At 62.6% G+C, this 18,798-nt stretch carries 14 protein-coding genes and 1 riboswitch; of the genes, 3 read left to right on the top strand and 11 right to left on the bottom strand.

Going from position 1 to position 18,798, the window contains the following annotated elements:
* Positions 1-7: 7 nt before the first annotated feature.
* Positions 8-421 carry a type I restriction-modification system subunit M N-terminal domain-containing protein gene (locus ACX80B_RS16410; protein ID WP_459298104.1) on the top strand — a complete coding sequence of 138 codons (414 nt, stop codon included), beginning with the start codon at positions 8-10 and terminating at the stop codon, positions 419-421.
* Here ACX80B_RS16410 and ACX80B_RS16405 read toward each other — a convergent pair.
* From ACX80B_RS16405 to thiD, 6 genes are all read right to left on the bottom strand, one after another.
* Complete coding sequence (locus ACX80B_RS16405) at positions 396-1,064, bottom strand: alpha/beta hydrolase family protein (RefSeq protein WP_459298102.1); 669 nt, start codon at positions 1,062-1,064, stop codon at positions 396-398. The genes ACX80B_RS16410 and ACX80B_RS16405 overlap by 26 nt on opposite strands.
* On the bottom strand, positions 1,054-2,109 hold the full coding sequence (locus tag ACX80B_RS16400) for an NAD-dependent epimerase/dehydratase family protein (protein WP_459298100.1): 1,056 nt from the start codon (positions 2,107-2,109) through the stop codon (positions 1,054-1,056). Before ACX80B_RS16400 ends, ACX80B_RS16405 begins: the two co-directional genes overlap by 11 nt.
* Before the next feature lie 54 nt (positions 2,110-2,163).
* A complete protein-coding gene (locus ACX80B_RS16395; RefSeq protein ID WP_459298098.1) occupies positions 2,164-3,567 on the bottom strand; it encodes an LLM class flavin-dependent oxidoreductase in 1,404 nt (467 codons plus the stop codon).
* Positions 3,568-3,660: 93 nt separating this feature from the next.
* A riboswitch (SAM riboswitch) is annotated at positions 3,661-3,759 on the bottom strand.
* A 135-nt stretch (positions 3,760-3,894) separates the two neighbouring features.
* A complete protein-coding gene (locus tag ACX80B_RS16390) occupies positions 3,895-4,923 on the bottom strand; it encodes an isopenicillin N synthase family dioxygenase (RefSeq protein ID WP_459298096.1) in 1,029 nt (342 codons plus the stop codon).
* Between the two features lie 167 nt (positions 4,924-5,090).
* Positions 5,091-8,876: a S8 family peptidase gene (locus ACX80B_RS16385; RefSeq protein WP_459298094.1), complete on the bottom strand. Its 3,786-nt coding sequence runs from the start codon at positions 8,874-8,876 to the stop codon at positions 5,091-5,093.
* Positions 8,877-9,285: 409 nt separating this feature from the next.
* Positions 9,286-10,134: a bifunctional hydroxymethylpyrimidine kinase/phosphomethylpyrimidine kinase gene (gene thiD / locus ACX80B_RS16380; protein ID WP_459298092.1), complete on the bottom strand. Its 849-nt coding sequence runs from the start codon at positions 10,132-10,134 to the stop codon at positions 9,286-9,288.
* Between the two features lie 147 nt (positions 10,135-10,281).
* On the opposite strand from thiD, the gene ACX80B_RS16375 reads away from it, so the two are divergent.
* The gene (locus tag ACX80B_RS16375; RefSeq protein WP_459298090.1) at positions 10,282-10,974 is read left to right on the top strand and encodes a queuosine precursor transporter; all 693 of its coding nucleotides are present in this window, start codon (positions 10,282-10,284) and stop codon (positions 10,972-10,974) included.
* A 95-nt stretch (positions 10,975-11,069) separates the two neighbouring features.
* On the opposite strand, the gene ACX80B_RS16370 is transcribed toward ACX80B_RS16375, so the two are convergent.
* Positions 11,070-11,972 carry a type IV toxin-antitoxin system AbiEi family antitoxin domain-containing protein gene (locus ACX80B_RS16370; protein ID WP_459298088.1) on the bottom strand — a complete coding sequence of 301 codons (903 nt, stop codon included), beginning with the start codon at positions 11,970-11,972 and terminating at the stop codon, positions 11,070-11,072.
* A gap of 357 nt (positions 11,973-12,329) precedes the next feature.
* Complete coding sequence (gene tgt, locus ACX80B_RS16365; protein ID WP_459298086.1) at positions 12,330-13,583, bottom strand: tRNA guanosine(34) transglycosylase Tgt; 1,254 nt, start codon at positions 13,581-13,583, stop codon at positions 12,330-12,332.
* A gap of 165 nt (positions 13,584-13,748) precedes the next feature.
* On the opposite strand from tgt, the gene ACX80B_RS16360 reads away from it, so the two are divergent.
* A complete protein-coding gene (locus ACX80B_RS16360; protein ID WP_459298084.1) occupies positions 13,749-14,894 on the top strand; it encodes an FUSC family protein in 1,146 nt (381 codons plus the stop codon).
* Between the two features lie 1,717 nt (positions 14,895-16,611).
* Here the strand turns inward: ACX80B_RS16360 and ACX80B_RS16355 are convergent.
* The 3 genes from ACX80B_RS16355 to ACX80B_RS16345 all read right to left on the bottom strand — a co-directional run bounded on the left by ACX80B_RS16355 (position 16,612) and on the right by ACX80B_RS16345 (position 18,777).
* A complete protein-coding gene (locus ACX80B_RS16355; protein ID WP_459298082.1) occupies positions 16,612-17,355 on the bottom strand; it encodes an SRPBCC family protein in 744 nt (247 codons plus the stop codon).
* A 58-nt stretch (positions 17,356-17,413) separates the two neighbouring features.
* Positions 17,414-18,139 (bottom strand): DUF6707 family protein, encoded by a 726-nt coding sequence (locus ACX80B_RS16350; RefSeq protein ID WP_459298080.1) that lies wholly within the window; start codon positions 18,137-18,139, stop codon positions 17,414-17,416.
* Between the two features lie 95 nt (positions 18,140-18,234).
* Complete coding sequence (locus tag ACX80B_RS16345) at positions 18,235-18,777, bottom strand: NUDIX hydrolase family protein (protein WP_459298078.1); 543 nt, start codon at positions 18,775-18,777, stop codon at positions 18,235-18,237.
* Between the last annotated feature and the right edge of the window lie 21 nt (positions 18,778-18,798).

Genomic DNA, 18,798 nt, shown 5'->3' with positions numbered 1-18,798 from the left:
CGATACCGTGATTGATCAACAAAAAGCTTGGCTGGCCGTGTCTTCGCTGTCGTTGGCAGCGGTTAAGTTGAACCATGTGATTACCGGGGAACTCAACAGCCAAGTCAATGGCGTATGGAACCCCTTCTGGTCCGGCGGCATTTCCAATCCGCTGGAGGTGATCGAGCAGATCACCTACTTGCTATTCCTACGCCGCCTCGACGACAAACACACGGCCGACGAGAACCGGGCCAACCGTTTTCATCCGTTCCCTGATCGGCCTCGATCTGGAAACAGTTCAGGAGGCGTTCGCCGGAGGGCACTTTTTCCGGAGTGGCGGGTGGGAGACATCGTCGTTCTCATCCAACGGCTCAACCTTAAGGCCAGACTGCAGGAGTCTACGGACAACGCGCAGGTCAGAGGCATATTCGGGCGCGGATGAACTCCACGACGGGTCCGGCCAGCGAGGCTCCGACTTCCTCAGCGGGGCGCTTGTTGCCTGCAACGTTGAAGGAATGGTCGCCTCCCTCGAACCAACGAAGGGTTGCGGTTGGTCCAATGCCGGCCACGACCGGCTCCAGCTTGTCCGTGCTGGCCAAGGGGTCGCGGGTTCCCTGCAGGAAGAGCATCGGCACGGTCAGGCCGTAAAGGTGTTCGTCCCGGATCTTCTCCGGCTTGCCCGGTGGGTGCAGCGGATAGCCGAGGTAGATGAGACCGGCGGCCACCATCCCTTCCGCCACCGCCATTGAGGCCATCCGTCCGCCGAAAGACTTGCCGGACGCCCACAATGGTTCGCCCTCGGAACGGGCGGCGGCTTCCTCCATGACGGACCGCCAGGTGGCGATGGCTTTCGGAGGCTTGTCGGGGAACTTCTTGCCGGCTTCCCGGTACGGGAAGTTGAAGCGCAGGGTGGCAGCACCGGCGTCGCTCATGGCACGGGTGAAGCCGGACATAAAGGGATGGTCCATGCCGGCTCCGGCCCCGTGGGCCATGACGATGGTGGCGAACGGCGACTCGGGGCGCGCGTAGACGCCTGAGACGGTGTCGTCTCCGGCGGTGATGGTTATTGGTGTTTCAGCGGTCATGGCCGGCTGCCCGCTTGGAGCGCGATCCCATGCTCGGCGAAGCATCGATCGACCGCCCGGTGCCTATCCCTTCCAGCAGCTCGCGGATCACGGAGAGCGCATCCACTTTCGGGGACCAGCCCAGTTCCGATCGTGCCCGGGTGGTATCCATCGGAGGCGCGCCGCGGGCCATATCGATCCAGCCGGGATCGAGCGCCACCAGCCGGAGCTTCCAGCCAACCTGGACCAGGGCACGCACCAGCGACGCGGGAACGGGCAGCCAACGTTTGGCGCCAACCAATGCGGCGATGGCGTGCGGGCCCAGCACCGGGTCAGCGGCGATATTGAATGCTCCGGCGGCGCGCTGATCGATGACGCGCCAGTACGCGTCAGCCAGATCGTTGGCATGTACGGCTTGGAAGATGAATTCGGCGGGAAATGGCAATACCGGGATGCGCAGCCGGTGGATGGACGGCGTAGGAAGCCATCCGATGAAGTAGCCTGCGATCTGGCTGCCGGCTTCGGCCTGGAAACTCAGTGCCTGGCGGATTCTGGAGACGGTGATGTCCGGGTGTTCCGCCTCGAAATCGTCCAATAGTGCTTCCTGTTCGGCCTTGAAACGGCTGTAGTGGGAAGACTCGATCCCATCGGTCGGCCAGCTCTCGTCCACGAGCCGGTCTTTCGGCCCGGCAGAGTAGGCACCCAGCGAGGAGGCGCAAACGATCTGTGAAACACCGGCCTCCGCGGCGGCAGCGAGCACATTGGCGGTGCCGCCCACATTGATGCGCCGCATTGCTTCTTCGTCCCGGTTCGGCTGCAGCACCCAGACAAGATGTACGACGACGTCGCACCCCTTGAGTGCGTCGACAAGCTCTGCGTGCCCGCCCGAGGCGACGTCGTGCCGAACCCAGGTGACGCCGTCGTACGGTTCTGCCTTCCCGTCCGGCAGCCGCCGGGCTATTCCGACCAGCTCCACCTCGCCGTCGTACTCTGCTGCTGCCTGCTTGAAGCGCCGCAACAGCGCCGTCCCGACGTTTCCGGTAGCCCCTACGATCGCAATACGCATGCTCTGACGGTAGCAATGCGGCGGCGTCACAACAATGCGCCGCCCGAACCGTACCTAGTGGGCCAGTGCCGCACTTCCGATCCGGAAGCTGCTGCCCTTGTGTTCGTCGGGCAGCTTGTCTCCCTTGTTGAACAGCTTGTTCCGCAGGGTGCCTTCGACGTATTCGGTGGGGTAGGCGCCGCGCTTCTGGAGTTCCGGCACCACGAATTCGATGACGTCCTCGAAAGTCCCGGGGGTGATGGCGTAGGCAAGGTTGAAGCCGTCGACGTCGGTCTCGTCCACCCAGGAAATCAACTGTTCGGCGATTTCCGCTCCGGACCCGACCATGCGCGGACCCAAGCCGCCGATGCCCGCCGACTCGGCGATGTCACGCAGGGTCCACGGCGTGCCATCGTCGTTCACCTTTTGGAAGTTCGTCACCGCGGACTGGATGGCGTTCGAATCCACATTGCCAATCGGCTCGTCCAGGTCATGGCCGGACAGGTCCACGCCCATCCAGCCGGACATCAGCGCCAGCGCCCCTTCGTTGCTGATGTACTGCTGGTAATCCTGGTGCTTCGCGTCTGCCTTCTCCGAGGTCTCGTCCGTGATGATGGTCAGCAGTGTGTAGATGCGCACCGAATGCCGGTCTCGGCCCGCGGCTTCGACGGCGTCGCGGATCTTCTTCACGGTTTCCTTCAGCCGGGTCTTGGTGGGGGAGCCGACGAAGATCGCCTCGGCGTTCCCGGCGGCGAATTCGATGCCGCGGGGGGATGCGCCGGCCTGGTAGATCACCGGAGTGCGCTGCGGTGAGGGCTCGCTGATGTGGCTCAGCGGGACGTTGAAGTATTTGCCCTCGTGGACGATGTTGTGGACTTTGTCCGGGTCGGTGAAGACGCCGGTTTCGCGGTCGCGTACGACGGCGTCGTCCTCCCAGGAGCCTTCCAGCAGTTTGTAGATGACCTCAAGGTACTCATCGGCGTGGTCGTACCGTTCGTCATGCTCCAGTTGGTCCTTCGCGCCCAGGTTCTGGGCCGCGGAGGGCAGGTAACCGGTCACCACGTTCCAGCCGACACGGCCATTGGTGATGTGGTCCAGTGTGGAGAGCCGGCGGGCAAACGGGTACGGATGTTCGTAGGCGGTGCCGGCGGTGATGCCGAAGCCAAGGTGCTCGGTGACGAGGGCCATGGCAGAGACGAGCAGTGCAGGATCGTTGACCGGTGTCTGGGCGGCGGAGCGCACCGCCGCGTCGCGGTTGCCGCCGAACGCGTCGTAGGTACCCAGCACATCGGCGATGAAAATCCCGTCAAAGAAGCCCTTCTCGAGGGTCTTGGCCAGTTCGGTCCAGTAGCGGATATCGGTGTAATTGGCGGACCGGTCATCCGGGTGGCGCCACAGTCCAGGCGACTGGTGGCCGACGCAGTTCATGTCAAAGGCGTTGAAGCGGACGTGCCGCGGGGAGTTCTCGTTCGTTGTCATCGCAGGGGCTCCTTCGAATCGGCCCATGGAATGCACATCCTGCCGCATAGCTCCGCGCCGGGTAGGGCGGGAGAGTCTGCTTCAGCTGATGCTTCTCCATCGGTCCTGGCAGTAGCACCTTTTTCGTGTCGAAACACGACTTGGTTGCTGCGGCTTCAACGATCCAGGTCTCTCGGCCGCTCGGGATGGTTACAGCCTCTATTGGACCCCAAATGGCCCGTGTAACGAAAATTCTCCCCGGTCACAATCCGTAACGCGATTCCTCAGGGGAGGGATGGGACGGTGTGGAGAATCCAATGCGGGTCGCGGCGCAATGGGGCGAGCGTCCTACCTGGGAAGCAACTGCGGGTGGAACTTTTCGGTGACGTCGGGATGGGCGCGCGCCCGGCCCTTGAGCATATTGGCGCCAAAGCTCGAGAGCATCGGGTTGGACGGATCGTCCGTTCTGCCGCGGGACGCAGCTTGTAGGCCGCGGGGGAGCGGAACCGGGTCGATGATTGCGTCCAGGCGCGGAGCCCAGAAGAAGGGCACCGAGTAGCGGTCGACGCCGGGCGGCGGAGCAGTGACGCGATGAACAGTGGCCGTGATGAAGCCGTCGGTGGCAACTTCGAGCATCTCGCCCAGATTGACCACCAGTGCGCCCTCTATCGGCTCCACGGGCAGCCATTCGTCAGATTCCGGCGGCCGCACCTCGAGCCCGCCGACCATGTCCTGCAACAGCAAGGTGACAAAACCATAGTCCGCGTGGACTCCCACACCCTGGTTGCCGGCGTCCTCAACGACGCCACCGACATAATGCACCAGCTTCCCCATCCAGTGCGGAGTGCCGGCAAACGGCTCGTCGAAGTAATCCTCCGGTAGGTCCAGACCCACTCCGATGGCGGAGAGCAGCTCCTGGCCAACGTTGGACATTAGTTCCGCCCAGGCCATGGCGTTCTCCCGCAGCCCCGGCTGAACCTCGTCCGGCCATTGGTTGGGGCCACGGAGCAGCCAATACTGCTGATCCTGCGGATACTCGGCGACGGGTTCACTCTCCGGCGAGTAGTCCAGTTGCTCGCGGGCGTCGGCCTGCCCCTGGGTCCGTTCGGTGCCCATCCGGGTGTACCCGCGGAAGTGCGGGGAGTTCCGGTTGTCCAGCTTGAGCCGCTCCTCCAGAGGCAGGTCGAAGAAGCGTTTCATCGAATCGAGGAGTGCGGACACCTGCCCGTCGGCGGCGCCGTAGCCGGTGATTTGGAAGAAGCCGACGCGATGGGCTGCATCGCGCAGCTGGTCGATGAACTCCGGATTGAAACTGCCATCGGCCAGCCGGGCGGTGCTCATATCCAGGACGGGAATCGTCGCCTGAGGTGCATTCATGTTCGCAGGCTAGCACCGGCGGCCGCAATGAGAAGCATGAACATTACGGTTTAATTCATCTTCCCGGCGTCGCTGTTGGGCGTGAAGCGGACGGCGAAGGGTCCGGGCGGATATACCGCCCGGGCCCCTCATCTATCCTGAGACTGGGTTACCCCATCCCAAGGTCTTTAGCCGTCCTGCTTCTCCATCAGCTTGTCCGGCGGAGTTCCAACAACCTTGATCTTGTCCCAACCGAGGAGCTCGCCCTCGTCGTCGAAGACCACGATCTTATTCCGGCCAGGGCGGGTGTCTTCCGGGGTCGTCACCGTAACGGTGCCGTCCGCGGAAACCTCGTGCCATCCCAGGCTGGAACTTTTGAGGTAGACGTGGACCCAGGCGCCGGCGTCGAGGTTCTCCAGGACGACGTCGGAGGATCCGCGGGGGAACTTCTCATCGTCCAGGCCGAGGTCGATCCTGCTGTCCTTCTTCAGGTCCTTCCGGTCCGCCGGCTCAGGGACGAAATCCGGCTTGCCGTTCCCGTCGTCCTCACCGCCGTCGTCGGTGGTTCCGACCTCGAGCGGCAACACCTCGGCCTTGCCGCCATCGGCACCGCCGAAGGTCTTCAGCGATTCCTCCTGGTACAAGTTCGGATCTCCCGCACCAATGGCGCCGGTGTTGTTGTGCAGGTGCAGGAACAGCGCCTGCGCATCGGTTACGTGCTTGGCCCGGTGTGCCGTGACGCCGTTGCCTTCGTGATCGTCGAACAACAGGTCTGCCGGCCCGTCGAACTCGCCTGGCTCGAACCATACAGCCGGGCGGACCGGGTTGTAGGAGATCCAATCAGTGGAGTCGACCGGAACGGCGTTGCCTTCCTCGTCAGCGCTGTAGTAACTGGTGGTCACTACCCGGTAGCTGATGTCCTTCGCCGCTTCCGGGTTGAGGCCCAGGTCGGAGAATGCAACCGGCAGCGTCATGACATTCGTGTCGAACGGGTTGGTCTTCTCCGTCTGGAAGTCCGCGTTGCCGGCCATGTTGTTCATGACCTGCAGGCCGACTTGCTCTCCGGTTTCCAGGTCGTAGAGGAAGACCAGCACCAGATCCAGTCCGGCTGCCATGCCGGTCCGGGCGAGGTAGTCCGCCCTGCCATCGGTGTTGATGTCGATCTCGACACCAACACTGGTCGAAGGCGTCATGGCCGACCAGTTCTGCCAGGTGCTGACACCGAAGTTGATCATCGCGTTGTCCAGCGGCTGCTCTGCGGCTGCCAGGGCAGGAACATTCGATCCGGCGCCAACATACTGCAGATCAACCCGGCGCGAGGACTCAACAGCGACCTCGTCGTCGGCAAGCCGCGGGCTTTCGGCCCCGAGCTCGAAGGCCCCCACCAGCGAGGAGTAGAGCGAGCCGTCGGTGAAGGTTCCCTGGTACAGGTCCCGTCCCTCGAACGGAACGTCAGTGCTCAGGTCCTTGTCGTCGTCGAACTTCAGTGCTTCACCGGCGGTCATTGCCGAAACCGGCTGTGGTGCCGAGTGGACCGGAACGCGCAGCTTCGGCGCATCCGCTGCCGTCAGCTCGAGCCAACCTGAAGCGTCGGACAGGTATGCCCTGCGCAGTCCGAGCTGGAAGGTGTCCATGGTCGGAGCCAGCGTGTGCCGCAGCGCAGCCGGATCCTCGATCGTCATGGTGACCTCGACGGTTTCCTCGCCTCCCGGCCGGACGGTGACGCTGCCCGGCGTCGAGTAGACAACACCCGGCGTCTCCACCGCAGGAACGTACGCGACGTTGTAGGACTGACCGGTGTCACCCGTGTTGCGGACGGTCACACTCTTGGTGATCGAAACCGGAGCGGTGCCCGCCTCGATGATGCCGAAGGCGAGCGAGACAAGCGATGCGTCCTCGGTAGCGTAGGCATAGACATCGGTGTTGACAGCAGCCAGCGCATCGACGCGGCCGGAGCCGACCCGGTTGGGGGCAAAGGGAACGCCATTGCCGGCCAGGATGTCGTGCACGGCGGTGTTCATCACCATGGACTTCACCTGCCGGGCGTCGGTCACGCCGGTGCTGTAGACCAGCGCGGCGATACCGGCAACCATCGGCGTGGCCATTGACGTGCCGGACTTGACCGCCACACCATCACCGGAGCCAACGGCCACAGAACCAATCAGCGTGCCAGGAGCTGCGACGTCGGGCTTGAGGACGCCGTTGCTGCCGTGTACGCCCCTGGAGGAGCTGGCGTTGAGCGTGTCCTTCGCATCCGAATCGGCTGCGATCGCGCCCAGGAATTCCGGGCTGAGCTGGACGGTCAGCGTTCCGGCCTCGGCGGCAGGACGCAACTGGTCCGAGCTTTCATTGTTCAGCTGAACGCCCGGAATGGTGGCGTTGCCGGCGATACCGGCGCTGAACACCGACCGTGGCGAATCAAGCACGACACCGTTGGCGCCTGCCGCTTCGGCGTTATTGAACCGCTGACCCGAGCCACAAGGAAATGCCCCGTTCTCTTCCCACTGGATCCAGACCCAGTGGCCTGCCAGCGCGGCTGCTTCTTCTGCCGTATAGGGATCACAGCCGAATTTGTTGGTTTCGGGAGCCAACACGACATCGCCTGTCAGTTCCTCCGTGGTGGCTGCGGCGTAGTCGTAGTTAACGCTGTACTGACCGGCCTTTTGACCTGCCAAATCCTCCGGCGCGAGTACATCGACCCGGTCCAGCGTGATCTGGGAACCAACGCTGTTGGCCACGGTCAAAGCCGAGCGTGCGTTGCCCGGGGCGCCGCCGACGTCGTACACGTCACCGGCATTGCCGGAAGCAACCACCGACAGGATTCCCACATCGGTCAGAGCGTTGACAATGTCGTTTTCCGGGTCGTCAGTCGGAGTGAAGTCGGAGCCCAGGGACATATTGACGACGTCGGCACGGTCACCGAAATCGCCGTCGCCATTGGGGTCCAGTACGTAGTCCAGGGCTTGTCCGACGACGGCGCTTGAGCCGGCGCAACCGAAGACCCGGATGCCGACAAGCTGCGCTTCGGGAGCCGAGCCCGGGCCGATACGCATGTCGTTGACTTCCCCGGTGGTCAGTTCCGAGTAGTCGCCGGTGAAGGTGCTGCCGTCTGCATTGACGCCATACCCTGCTGCGGTGCCGGCGACGTGGGATCCGTGTCCGGCGCTGGCGCAATCCAGTGGGTTGGGATCCGGATTCGGAACCGGCTGGTAGCTGGGCGAGGTTGGATTGGCGTTGTAGTCATCGCCGACCAGGTCCCAGCCACCAATGAACTTCTCCGGATCGAGCAGGCCGGAATCGTCGGCGGGCAACGTTTCGCTGGCCTGCGCCTTCTGGTACGCCTCTACGGTGCCGGGGCCGCCAAAGGATGCGTGGGTATAGTCGACGCCGGTGTCGAGTACGGCGATGGTGACGCCTTCGCCGGTCACATCCCGCTCCACCCAGGTGTTGAGGGCCTCGGTGTCGATGACGGCGCCCTTGTTGTCCCGGGTTTTGGGGACAATCGGAGTGACCTTGACGACGTCGTCGCGCTTGGCCAGTTCCTTCAGGATGTCCGCGTCCGCGCTGACGGCAACGCCGGGAAGGGTATTGGTGGTGACGTACAGCTGCCGTCCGTCGACAGAATTGACGACGCCTTTCGCCTTGGCCTTGATGTTCTTGCGGATCTGCTTGACCGCTGCGGGCTTGTCGACCGGCTTCTTGTTACCATTTTCGACGGCGGCAGGCTGGGTCTGTTCGTAGGCGCCTTCGCCTTCAAACTGGACATAAACGGCGACTTTGCCGGTCATGTTTGCCAGGTTGCCGCCGAGCTTTTCCGCGGGCAGTTGCAGGAATGGATTTGCGTGGGTGGAACGGTTCTCGTCGGTGTTCGATTGGGTTGCCATCGCAGGAGCGCAGAAGCTTGTGGCCATTGCCAATCCTGCTATGGAGGCCAGGACGCGTGTCCCGGCCTTGTGGGGGAGTTTCTTGCTCATTCTTCTCCTCATTGAGGGTGGCCATGAGCCGCGACATCGACCTTATCGGCGAGTTCGGTGGGCGGCAGTGCCATTGCAGTGCATACACAATTCAACTCAGTCACCGCCGGGAATCCTGGCAGGATGGCCCTGGCCGGATTCTCCATTGGAGAGCGGCCTGCCCCCCGATCGGCCAGACCACCATTTACCACCCTTTGGGTAACCTGAAAGGGTGTCAACCAATGGCCATGAATCGACTCAGAATTGGCTGGTACCTCTTGACATGAGCGGATCCTCCGGGACAATGGCGCACGACAAGATGGGCGAAGCCGTTTCGGCCTGCGCACTGAGGCGTGCCATCGATCCTGCCCGCACGACAAGAGGCGTGGCACCCGATCGGATGCCACGCCTCTGAAGGTCTCTGATTGTTCTAGCTCGCTGCTGCCGGCGCCTTCTGCACAGCGCTGCCCTGCCAAACGGCGTCGAAGGGGGCGTTCGAGGACACGCGGGCCCGGATCCCGGCGGTCACGAATTCCTTTGCGGTTCGGGCAGCGCCCAGGGGAGAAGCGCCCTTGGCCAGCTCAGCCGTGATGGCCGCTGCGAGTGAGCAACCTGCTCCGCTGACTGCTACCTCGCCGACCTTCGGTGCGCGAAGCACTTCGAGCGTCTCGCCGTCGTAATAAACATCGATGGCGTCAGCGCCTTCCAGCCGGACCCCACCCTTGGCCAGAACAGCCGCGCCGCTGGCCGCATGGATTGCCTTTGCGGCTTCAATCAGGTCTGCCTCTGACTCGATTCTGTCCATGCCGGACAATGACAGAGATTCGAAGTGGTTCGGGGTGATGAACGTGGCCAACGGCAGCATCTTCGCCTTCAACGCCTCATCGGTATCCAGCGCATGGCCCGGTTCCTGGCCCTTGCAGATAAGCACCGGGTCCAGCACCACATTCTTCCACTCCTGGCTCTTCAGGGCGGTGGCGACGGTGTCGATGGTGGCGGGGCTGCCGAGCATGCCGAGCTTGACAGTGTCGAGGTCATAGGCCGTCTGAATCGCTTCGAGCTGGTCGGCAATGACCTGCGGCTCCACGGGCGTGAAGCGGTGATTCCAGTTGTCCTTGGGATCAAACGCGACGATGCAGGTCAGGGCCGTAATGCCGAAGACGCCGAGCTGCTGGAAGGTTTTCAGGTCCGCCTGTGCTCCTGCGCCGCCGGTGGCTTCCGATCCGGCGATGGTCAGGGTGACGGCGGGGCGTTCAGTGGTTTCTGCGGTGATGGACATGGTCCCATTTTTCCACGTTTCCCCCGGGCGCTGGCCAGCCATTCCGCTATCGGCGTCGACCGTGACAGAATTGTATGCGGTCTCCGAGGCCGGCAAGTGCTAATACAGCGGAGGAATCCGTCAACCACTTCTATGAATGCGATAGTCATGACTCAACTCCAGGACAAGGTCCAAACCCGGTTCGCCGCCCGCGGCAGCTCCCACTTCGACATCCTGCTGGCGCTTTTTTGCGTGGTGTTGATCCTGTCCAATATCGGAGCCTCCAAGGGCGTCGCATTCGGCCCGATCATTACCGACGGCGGATTCTTCCTCTTCCCGCTGGCGTACATCCTGGGCGATGTGCTCAGCGAGGTCTACGGTTTCAAGGCCGCGCGCCGGGCAATTATCACCGGATTTGCGACGGCGGCGCTGGCCTCGTTGACGTTCTGGATCATTATTGCCCTGCCGGCTGCTGACTTCTACACCAACCAGGAGGCGCTCGCTTCCGTGCTGGGACCGGTTCCGCTGATCGTGCTGGCGAGCCTGCTCGGATTCGTCGTCGGACAAACGCTGAACTCGTGGGTCCTGGTGAGCATGAAGGCGCGGAATCAGGAACGGCATCTGTGGGCCCGGCTGATGGGCTCCACCGGTGTGGGCGAATTCGCCGACACACTGATCTTCTGCTCCATCGCCGCCTCCGTCATCGGCATCACCACCTTCGGCGACTTCGCCAACTACGTGCTGGTCGGTTTCCTCTACAAGACCGGCGTCGAATTCCTGCTCCTGCCGGTGACGACGGCCGTCATCCGCTGGATCAAGAGGCGCGAGCCGACCTACGGTCAGGTTCCCGCCGCTTCATAACCTCATCGGGGAGCTAACCGGCCACCTCCGCCAAACATGTCGGGTCAGCCCCTTGGCTGTGCGGGGTATGCCGGGGTCAGCCCCTTAGCCGAGAGTCAGGGCGCTGCAGTGGGCTGACGCACGGCCGAAGGGCTGACCGGTGTCCTCGCGGCCTTCCATAGCGCGTTGCTGATTCGGCGTTCCACCTCGTCCGGCTGGAACAGGTCTTTCCACTCAAGTCGGACGAACGTCCAGCCTTGCTCCATCAGCGCCTTTTCGCGTTTCCTCTCGGCCAGGAGGACTTCCGGAGTCGGCGCATAGTCGAAGTACTTGGTGTCGCCGTCGAACTCTAAAGCAACCTTGGCGTCTTCCCAGCCGAAGTCAAGCCGATACCCGCCTGACGGCGTCGAGACCTGCAACTGCAGTTGAGGCATTACCAATCCGGTTTCCACGATCAGGATCCGGGTGAGAGTCTCACCGGGGGATTCGGAAAGGGGATTGAGGTCAGCAAGAACCCGCCGGACACTCTTCACCCCGCAAACACCGTTCATGGCCGAAGCCATGTGACTCATTTGTTCCAAGTCGGCTCCCAAACGGACCGCATGGTCGGCGATGATGAGCGCCTGCCGGTAGCCAAGTGAGGCCGCGCAATCGATGACGGTGCGCTCCAGCGTGGTGACGGGCAAGGAACGAACCATTGTCAGCTCGTGCGCGGCCAATCCGCGGAAGTGTCTGCGGACGTCTGCGGGCCCCTTGCTGGAGGAAGACTTGAACGATTGCGTTAGGTGAATGAATGGTTCGACCTGCCAGAGGCATAAGCCGTGAAGGCGGGCTGCTGTTCCATGGCTGTACGCGCCTGCCGGTTGCCCACCATGGGCGTGTGCGTGAGCCAGAATCTGTTGAAGTTCCCTGTCCTTGGGTGCGAGGTCTTTCCATAGATCGGCCCTGGTGTAATAGCCACGTCGAAGGCGCTTCAAGCGACCGGCAATCACCGACTTCCGTACGTCTCTATCACTCATTCCTGCGTCGGCCAGCTTGCCCGTACTCCAGAATTGCAATTCGGGTGTAGCGTCATCGCACTCGAGTGCGGGTAATCCTTTTACATCCACGATTCCAGTCTCCGGCAGGAGCGGTTACCGTACTGGAATGAAATTCGTAATGTGGATAACTCCGTTCGGCTTACCAGTGCCCTCGTGTCGTTGGGGAAGCGCGGCCGTACGGCTGCCGGTGCCGGGAAGCGGTGCTTGACGGTTCAGCTTAGCCGCGGCCGTCGGATCAGTACCTTAGCCGCCAGTCAGGGCGCTGCAGTGGGCTGACGCACGGTCTAGGGGCTGACCGGGCGGTGCGGGCCGTGGCGTAGGGGCTGACCGAGCGGATCAGGTGTAGTAGCGGCCGAGGACGTCTGCTTTGAGATCGAAGAAGGTGCCGTCCTCGATGGCGAGCCTCGCGTCGTCGACAAGCTTTACGATGAAGCGCTCATTGTGGATCGAGGCAAGCGTGGCGCCCACCATTTCCTTGGCCTTGAACAAGTGATGCAGGTAGGCACGGGTGTAGTTTGCGCAGGTGTAACAGTCGCAGCCGTCCATGATCGGCGAGAAGTCGCGCTTGTACCGGGCGCCGGAGATGTTGATCCTTCCGTCCCGGGTGTAAACCGCTGAGGTGCGCGCGACCCGAGTGGGGGAGACGCAGTCGAACGTGTCGGCGCCGTTCTCGATCGAGGTGAAAATGTCGTCCGGCTCGGAGATGCCGAGCAGGTGCCGCGGTTTATCCTCGGGGAGCTCCTCGCTGCACCAGCGCACGATCGTGCCCAGGTTTTCCTTCTCGAGCGCACCGCCGATGCCGTAGCCGTCAAAGTCCATCGCACCGAGATCCGAGCTGGCCTTTCGGCGGAGGTCCTCGTACTGCGCACCTTGGATAACGCCAAAAAGCGCCTGGTAAGGCTTGTGGGTGCGCACTTCGGTCAGCCGTTCATGCTCGGCGATGCACCGCGCGGCCCACAGACGGGTCCGCTCCAGCGACATTTCCTGGTACCCGCGCGAGTTCATCAGGGTCGTCAACTCGTCGAAGGCGAACATGATGTCGGCTCCGAGCTGGTGCTGAACCTGCATGGACACTTCCGGCGTGAAGCGGTGAATGTCGCCATTGAGGTGCGACTTGAAGGTGACGCCGTCGTCGTCGACATGCGCCAGCCGCGTCCTTCCGATGGCGACGTCGTCATCCGATTTGTTAGGCGAGTGCGCGTCCATATTGATGACCTTCTTGAACCCGGCACCGAGCGACATCACCTGGAAGCCGCCGCTGTCCGTGAACGTCGGCCCGTGCCAGTTCATGAAGGCGCCGAGGCCGCCGGCTTCGTCGACCACATCCGCGCCAGGCTGAAGGTAGAGATGATAGGCGTTCGCCAGCACGGCCTGAGCACCAAGTTCCTTGACCGACTCGGGCAGCACAGCCTTGACGGTGGCTTTGGTTCCGACGGCGATGAACGCTGGCGTCTGGATCTCGCCATGCGGGGTGGCGATGGTGCCGGTCCGTCCGCGGTAGCCGCCGTCGCCGGCAGGACCCTGCTGGGTGGAGGGGGCGGTTTCGCAGAGGCGTTTGCCCACGGCAAAGGAAAAGTCGGATCGAGGCACTCCACCATTTTGTCAGGTCCGGCAACGGGTGGTGAACGGGAGGCCGGAAGGGCCGCAGACCGGGATATGCCTTGCGATAGTCTGGCACCGGACCAAACGCTCCTTAACCGCCGATGCCAGCGCCGCCGTCGTACCCCTCTTCAACAGAACGGTGCCCGCCCCGCCATGAACCATCTGCGCAACTTCTTCACGATGGCGCCATCGCAGCGGGACCACTACCCGGCCGCGAGGATCGCCCTCGGAGTCGCGCTCCCACTGCTCGTCGTGCTGGCGCTGGGGCGGATCGACCTGACGATCTACGCGGCGTTCGGCGCTTTCGCAGGAATTTACGCCCGGTCGGAGACGTACCGCAGCCGGTTTCAGCACCAAGCCATCGCGGGACTGCTGCTCCTGTTCTGCATCGGGCTGGGGACGGTCTTCGCATCCTTCGGCGCTTCACCCTGGGCGGTGGTGATGACGACGGCGGTGATCGCCGGAGGTGGGTCCGTCGCCGCAGATTACTGGGGTCTGCGTCCGGGAGGCTCGCTGTTCTTCGTATTCGCTTTTGCCGCGGTGGCGTCGCTGCCGGACGTTCCGCCTTTATGGCAAGCGCTGCTCGTTGGCGCCGGCAGCACCTTGCTCTCGCTGCTGCTTGGATTGGCGACCGCCGTTCCAGCGGAGGTCCGCGCCTTCCGGGATGGCTCGGCCAGCGCAGTCAGCAGTCGCCCGGGCGAACCACTCAGCAACCGTCCAGCCCGCAATAGCGCAGCCCGTAACCGTCCAGCCCGCAATGGTTCAGTTCCGGCGTCTCCACAGCCCACCGCAGGGCAGCGAAGCCGGGGCTGGAATGTGCTGCTGATTCATGCACTGCGCTACCTGGTGGCTGCCGGCATTGCGGGAAGTATCGCCACGATGGCGGGAATCGGGCACAGCTACTGGGCGATGGTTGCCGCCGTCGTACCTATTGCCGCTCCGACCCTGACCGGCCGGCTGACCAGGGCGGTGCACCGAATCATTGGCACGCTGGGCGGGGTTGGCGTAACGGCGGTGATCCTGTCGCTGCCCTTGGAGGCATGGCATATCGTGCTGCTGATTGTGGCCCTGCAGTTCCTCGCGGAGATGTTCGTGATGCGCCATTACACCCTCGCGCTGTTTTTCATCACACCGCTTGCGTTGCTTATGTCCTATGTGGTGACGCAGGGAGATCCGGTGCAGTTGCTGGTTGACCGGACGGTGGAGACGGTCATCGGCGCCTTGGTCGGCGTCGTCGTCGTTGCGCTGATGCGTGACCGGGCGAAGGCATTGGGCGGTCCGGGCTCGCCACGGGGATGAGGTCCGGGCGGGTTAGGTCGTGTTTGTTCATGGTGGACGCGGCGGTGAGTGACTAATACTGCGAGGATGACGCCGCCGAAGAACGTCGTTGTGTATTTGTCGTAGCGGTGGCGATGGCCCACCATTGTTTGAGCCGGTTGAACTCACGCTCGATTCGACCGAAAGCAACGCCTCCAGCTCCGGCATCCTGAGCCGGAGCGCAGCGCGCACCGTGGCGAACATCCGTGCATAAGTTCCATCAGCCGCCCACGTCGGCGGCGTTCGCAGACCAACGCCACCAGACCGACTGCCAACGCCCGAATGCGGCTGGCAAATCTCGCCAGGTCTAGCCGGTGCGGAAACGCCAGCAAATACCCTCCAGCGTCAACCGGTGATCATTCCATGGCCGCCCCCGGCCCGGCCACTGCTCGCCTGAACAGCCAGCATGTACGACACACGCTCTTCCAGCCTCCACCCGGTCACCAGTATGTCCCGCAGCTGCAACATCCGTCGCTACTTCTTGGATGTTCACTTCAACACACTGGGACCAAGCTAGACTATCGCGATCTTGGATTTGACTATGTGCGACGTTGGACTTCGTCAGGTCGGGAAGCCGCAGACTTATCCTCCGGCGTCAGCCCCGTACACATTGGAGGAAATTATCGATTTGCCTCCGTTGAAAAGATGTAAGGCCCAGAGCAATCTCGCATTCTCAGGAACCTCCTTGGAAAAATTGCAAACTACCCAGCCTGCGGCTGCGCTACGCCCTTTACAGCGTAGGCCGTCCCCTGTCATGTTCACCGCGGCGTCCGCCACAAGGCCAAGCCCGTCTGCCCGCAAATCTTTTAAGAAGAAACGATCCCCGTAAGGAACGAAACACGCCTTTCCCCCCAATTGGCGAGTGCCGGGGGCCAGTACCGAAATACAATGGGCCCCGGAACCAGGTCCGGAACTCACCTCATGTGCTTTCTTGATATGCCATTCTTGCGCAGAGCTTGGTGCTGCGGTGAATAGACTAATCATCATCACGGTGGCGATGACAGATATCAGACCTCTTATATTGGAATATCGTTTCATTAGCTCACGCCTTACCAATTACATCCAAAATCGGAAATTATCCATACATTCAAGCCCGGAAAAAAGCTTCCACACATTCAAGCATGGAAGTTATGCGACTCACAAGGAATCGTCCAATTCGGGATGAACCTGCGGGAATTGGGGTGCGGAGGAGTCCATCGCTGATGAATTGAGTTGCGGGTACAAGAGCTTCAAGGTCTACCTATTCTCTGGCCCCCGACGGAGCTGGCAGCAACTCGAAGGGCGGTTGGAGAACGACTGTGGGGAGACAAGCGACGAAGGAGCGCCGAGCGGAATTTCCAGTAGGGTCGTAGGCCAGTTGCGCTACTGGATCGGGTGCTTATCCTGATTTACCGGCCGGGTTGGCTGATTGAGCCGATTCTGAATATTGAGGGGGTTGGACCGTTGGTGAGCATGGCGCGGGTGCCGCGCTGCTCTTGTGCGCAGGTTCGGTGGAGGTGAAGTCCCGGTTGTCGTCGGAGTGGAGCATGTGGTTCTCGATGTGGGCGGTTCGGGCCTTCGGATCTTGTTCGGGTTGCTCTGTTTCCGGACTAGGGTGCGAATCGCCCGTAGCCCTTGCTCGCGCGTGAGGAAATGACCAACTCCACGTGATCATCTTTATACTTCTGCGAGTACTTCTTATGGCCGGTCATCTCACGACCTAGACGACGGGATCGGACTCCGGGTAGTTCTGCTGCCGCCACTGATCCCAGCGCTCGCGGATCGACCGCAGATCTTTCGCGCCGACGTCGTAGGTTGTGGCGATAACCATGATGCCGCCGTGGGGATGGTCTTCGTTTGCCGGCGTATCCGCCACGATCAGCAGGCCCTGCCCATGATCCGCGTAGTGACTGACGGTCAGGCCGAGCTGGTGCTCAGAGCGGAACCACACCTTGCCGCTCAGTTTTTCTCCGGTGGCGGCAGTAACGGAGTACTCTTCGCCAGGTTCGGGCAGTCCAGCGAGGCCCAGCTTTTTCGCAATGGGCTGGTCCGATTCAGAGGCGGTGCCGGAAAAGAAGGTGGTGCGCCGGCGGGTTTGCGGATGCCGCTCAAGGGCAAAACGGAGCTGCTGGAGGAAGGTTAGCCAGCCCTCGGTGATGTCGTCATAGTAGGCGGCCCATTCATTCCCGGAGTCGCGCGGGGCGCGTTCAAGACGGACTTCGGTGCCGTCGCCGACCGGTTTCAAAGTGAATTTATCCCCGCCATTGACCGTGAGGATGCAGTGATGATCATCTTCTTTGACGTCCGTGAAGAAGATCTGCTTTATTTCCTCATCGAGCTCGTCGTATTGCCACCCGTGCCACTGGGCCACTTTCGACGGCTCGCGCAGCATGATCCAGACCTGAGCCGCGTCGGCATTGATATGGACCGCTAAATCGACCTGGTTTTCAGCATCTCCGACCATGATCCGACTCTACTCCCGGCCTGCCGTCTGGTGAACAGTGGCAGCGGGTTTATTGGGTTTACCGGGATTCCGAGGCCAGAGTCCGGATGGTGACCAGTTCGTTGCTGGTCAACCGGGCAAGTTCTTCATCTGGATAGGTTTCAGAACCGCCGTGGGCCAGCAGGAACAGCAGCATCTGCACCCGCAGCTTGCGCCAGTCCAGCTCCGTTTTCTTGTCGACGGCGGCCTGAGCCTTCGAGATTTCCCGGTCATACAGGTTCGGCTCGTTCAAGGAACGCTGGCGCATCCGGGCGTTGATCTTGTTGCGGAAGTCGTCGTCGGACTCGCGGTCTGGAGCCCTGAGCTTGTGGGCGTAATCCGCCGAGAGCTTCTCCTCGCCGTTCTCCGCCGCCATGTATGACGCCAGCGCAAGACAGGCTTCGATACCGCTCCAGCGGCCGTGGTTCCCGTCGTACGGCAGCTCGGTAATCAGCTGGCAGACCGGCATCGCGGTGGACGCATCATTCAGGTCGATGAAGAGCAGCTGGGCGAGGTCCTTGACGTCGGCAAGGTTGCTGCCCGACTTGGTGTTGAGCCCTTTGCCCAGGCGTTTGGCGATCCGTTGGACTCCGGAATGCTCGGGATGGGCTGCGGCTGCCTGTGCGACGACGGACTCTGCCGTTCCGGAGGGAGCGGGCCGGCGCGTCGGGGCAGGCGGAATCACTGCGGCGCCCGCCGGAGCAGCGTCGACGAATGCGGACGTGCTGGTCCCGGCTGAGGCATCTGGATGCTCGCTCGCGGTCATGCAAAAACTCCTTGTATCCCTCTCCCAACTCCCTCAAGTATAGGAACCGGAAGCCGCGCAAAGCCGCATGTCGGGTGCCGCGTGCGTGTCAGCCCCTAACGGCCCCAGCCGGCGTGCGCGAGGGCCTGCCGGACGAGGTCCCCGCGGCCGCCGGCGAACTCCGCAAGAACGCCCGGACTAAGTACCTCTTCAGGCGTCAGCCAGCTCAGGTCCAGCGCATCCTGGCGTGGTTCGCATTCGCCCGTTACGGGGATGACGTAGGCGAGTGCGACGGCGTGCTGGCGCTCATCGGTCAGTCCGGTTTGCGACGGCGATGGGAAGTACTCGGCGACGGTGAACGGAGCCGGGCAGACCGGCAGTTGCGGCAGCGCCATCGGGCCAAGGTCCTTCTCCAGATGCCGCAGCAGGGCCGCCCGGATGGTTTCCCGGTAGAGCACCCGTCCGGACACGAGCGTGCGCACCATCGCTCCTTCATCGGATGCCTGCAGCAGCAGCCCGACCTCGGTGACGCAGCCGAGCGGGTCGACCCGCACCGGCACGGCTTCGACGTAGACCAGGGGCAAGCGTTGCCGGGCCTCGTACAGGTCCTCTTCGGAGAGCCAGCCGGGGTATGGATCGGGGGTGCGCACAGAACTCATTCTTTTGTTGTATCCGATTTC

It is taken from the genome of Arthrobacter monumenti, assembly GCF_054511255.1.
This window is presented reverse-complemented; position numbering and strand designations above follow the sequence as displayed.

Excerpts from the sequence above, each read along its gene's own strand:
- ACX80B_RS16350 (WP_459298080.1), bottom strand. The coding sequence starts at position 18,139 with ATGACCGCGAGCGAGCATCCAGATGCCTCAGCCGGGACCAGCACGTCC.
- thiD (WP_459298092.1), bottom strand. The coding sequence starts at position 10,134 with ATGTCCATCACCGCAGAAACCACTGAACGCCCCGCCGTCACCCTGACC.
- ACX80B_RS16385 (WP_459298094.1), bottom strand. The coding sequence starts at position 8,876 with ATGAGCAAGAAACTCCCCCACAAGGCCGGGACACGCGTCCTGGCCTCC.
- ACX80B_RS16395 (WP_459298098.1), bottom strand. The coding sequence starts at position 3,567 with ATGACAACGAACGAGAACTCCCCGCGGCACGTCCGCTTCAACGCCTTT.
- ACX80B_RS16355 (WP_459298082.1), bottom strand. The coding sequence starts at position 17,355 with ATGGTCGGAGATGCTGAAAACCAGGTCGATTTAGCGGTCCATATCAAT.
- ACX80B_RS16400 (WP_459298100.1), bottom strand. The coding sequence starts at position 2,109 with ATGCGTATTGCGATCGTAGGGGCTACCGGAAACGTCGGGACGGCGCTG.
- ACX80B_RS16360 (WP_459298084.1), top strand. The coding sequence starts at position 13,749 with ATGAACCATCTGCGCAACTTCTTCACGATGGCGCCATCGCAGCGGGAC.
- ACX80B_RS16390 (WP_459298096.1), bottom strand. The coding sequence starts at position 4,923 with ATGAATGCACCTCAGGCGACGATTCCCGTCCTGGATATGAGCACCGCC.
- ACX80B_RS16345 (WP_459298078.1), bottom strand. The coding sequence starts at position 18,777 with ATGAGTTCTGTGCGCACCCCCGATCCATACCCCGGCTGGCTCTCCGAA.
- ACX80B_RS16405 (WP_459298102.1), bottom strand. The coding sequence starts at position 1,064 with ATGACCGCTGAAACACCAATAACCATCACCGCCGGAGACGACACCGTC.
- ACX80B_RS16375 (WP_459298090.1), top strand. The coding sequence starts at position 10,282 with ATGACTCAACTCCAGGACAAGGTCCAAACCCGGTTCGCCGCCCGCGGC.
- ACX80B_RS16370 (WP_459298088.1), bottom strand. The coding sequence starts at position 11,972 with ATGAGTGATAGAGACGTACGGAAGTCGGTGATTGCCGGTCGCTTGAAG.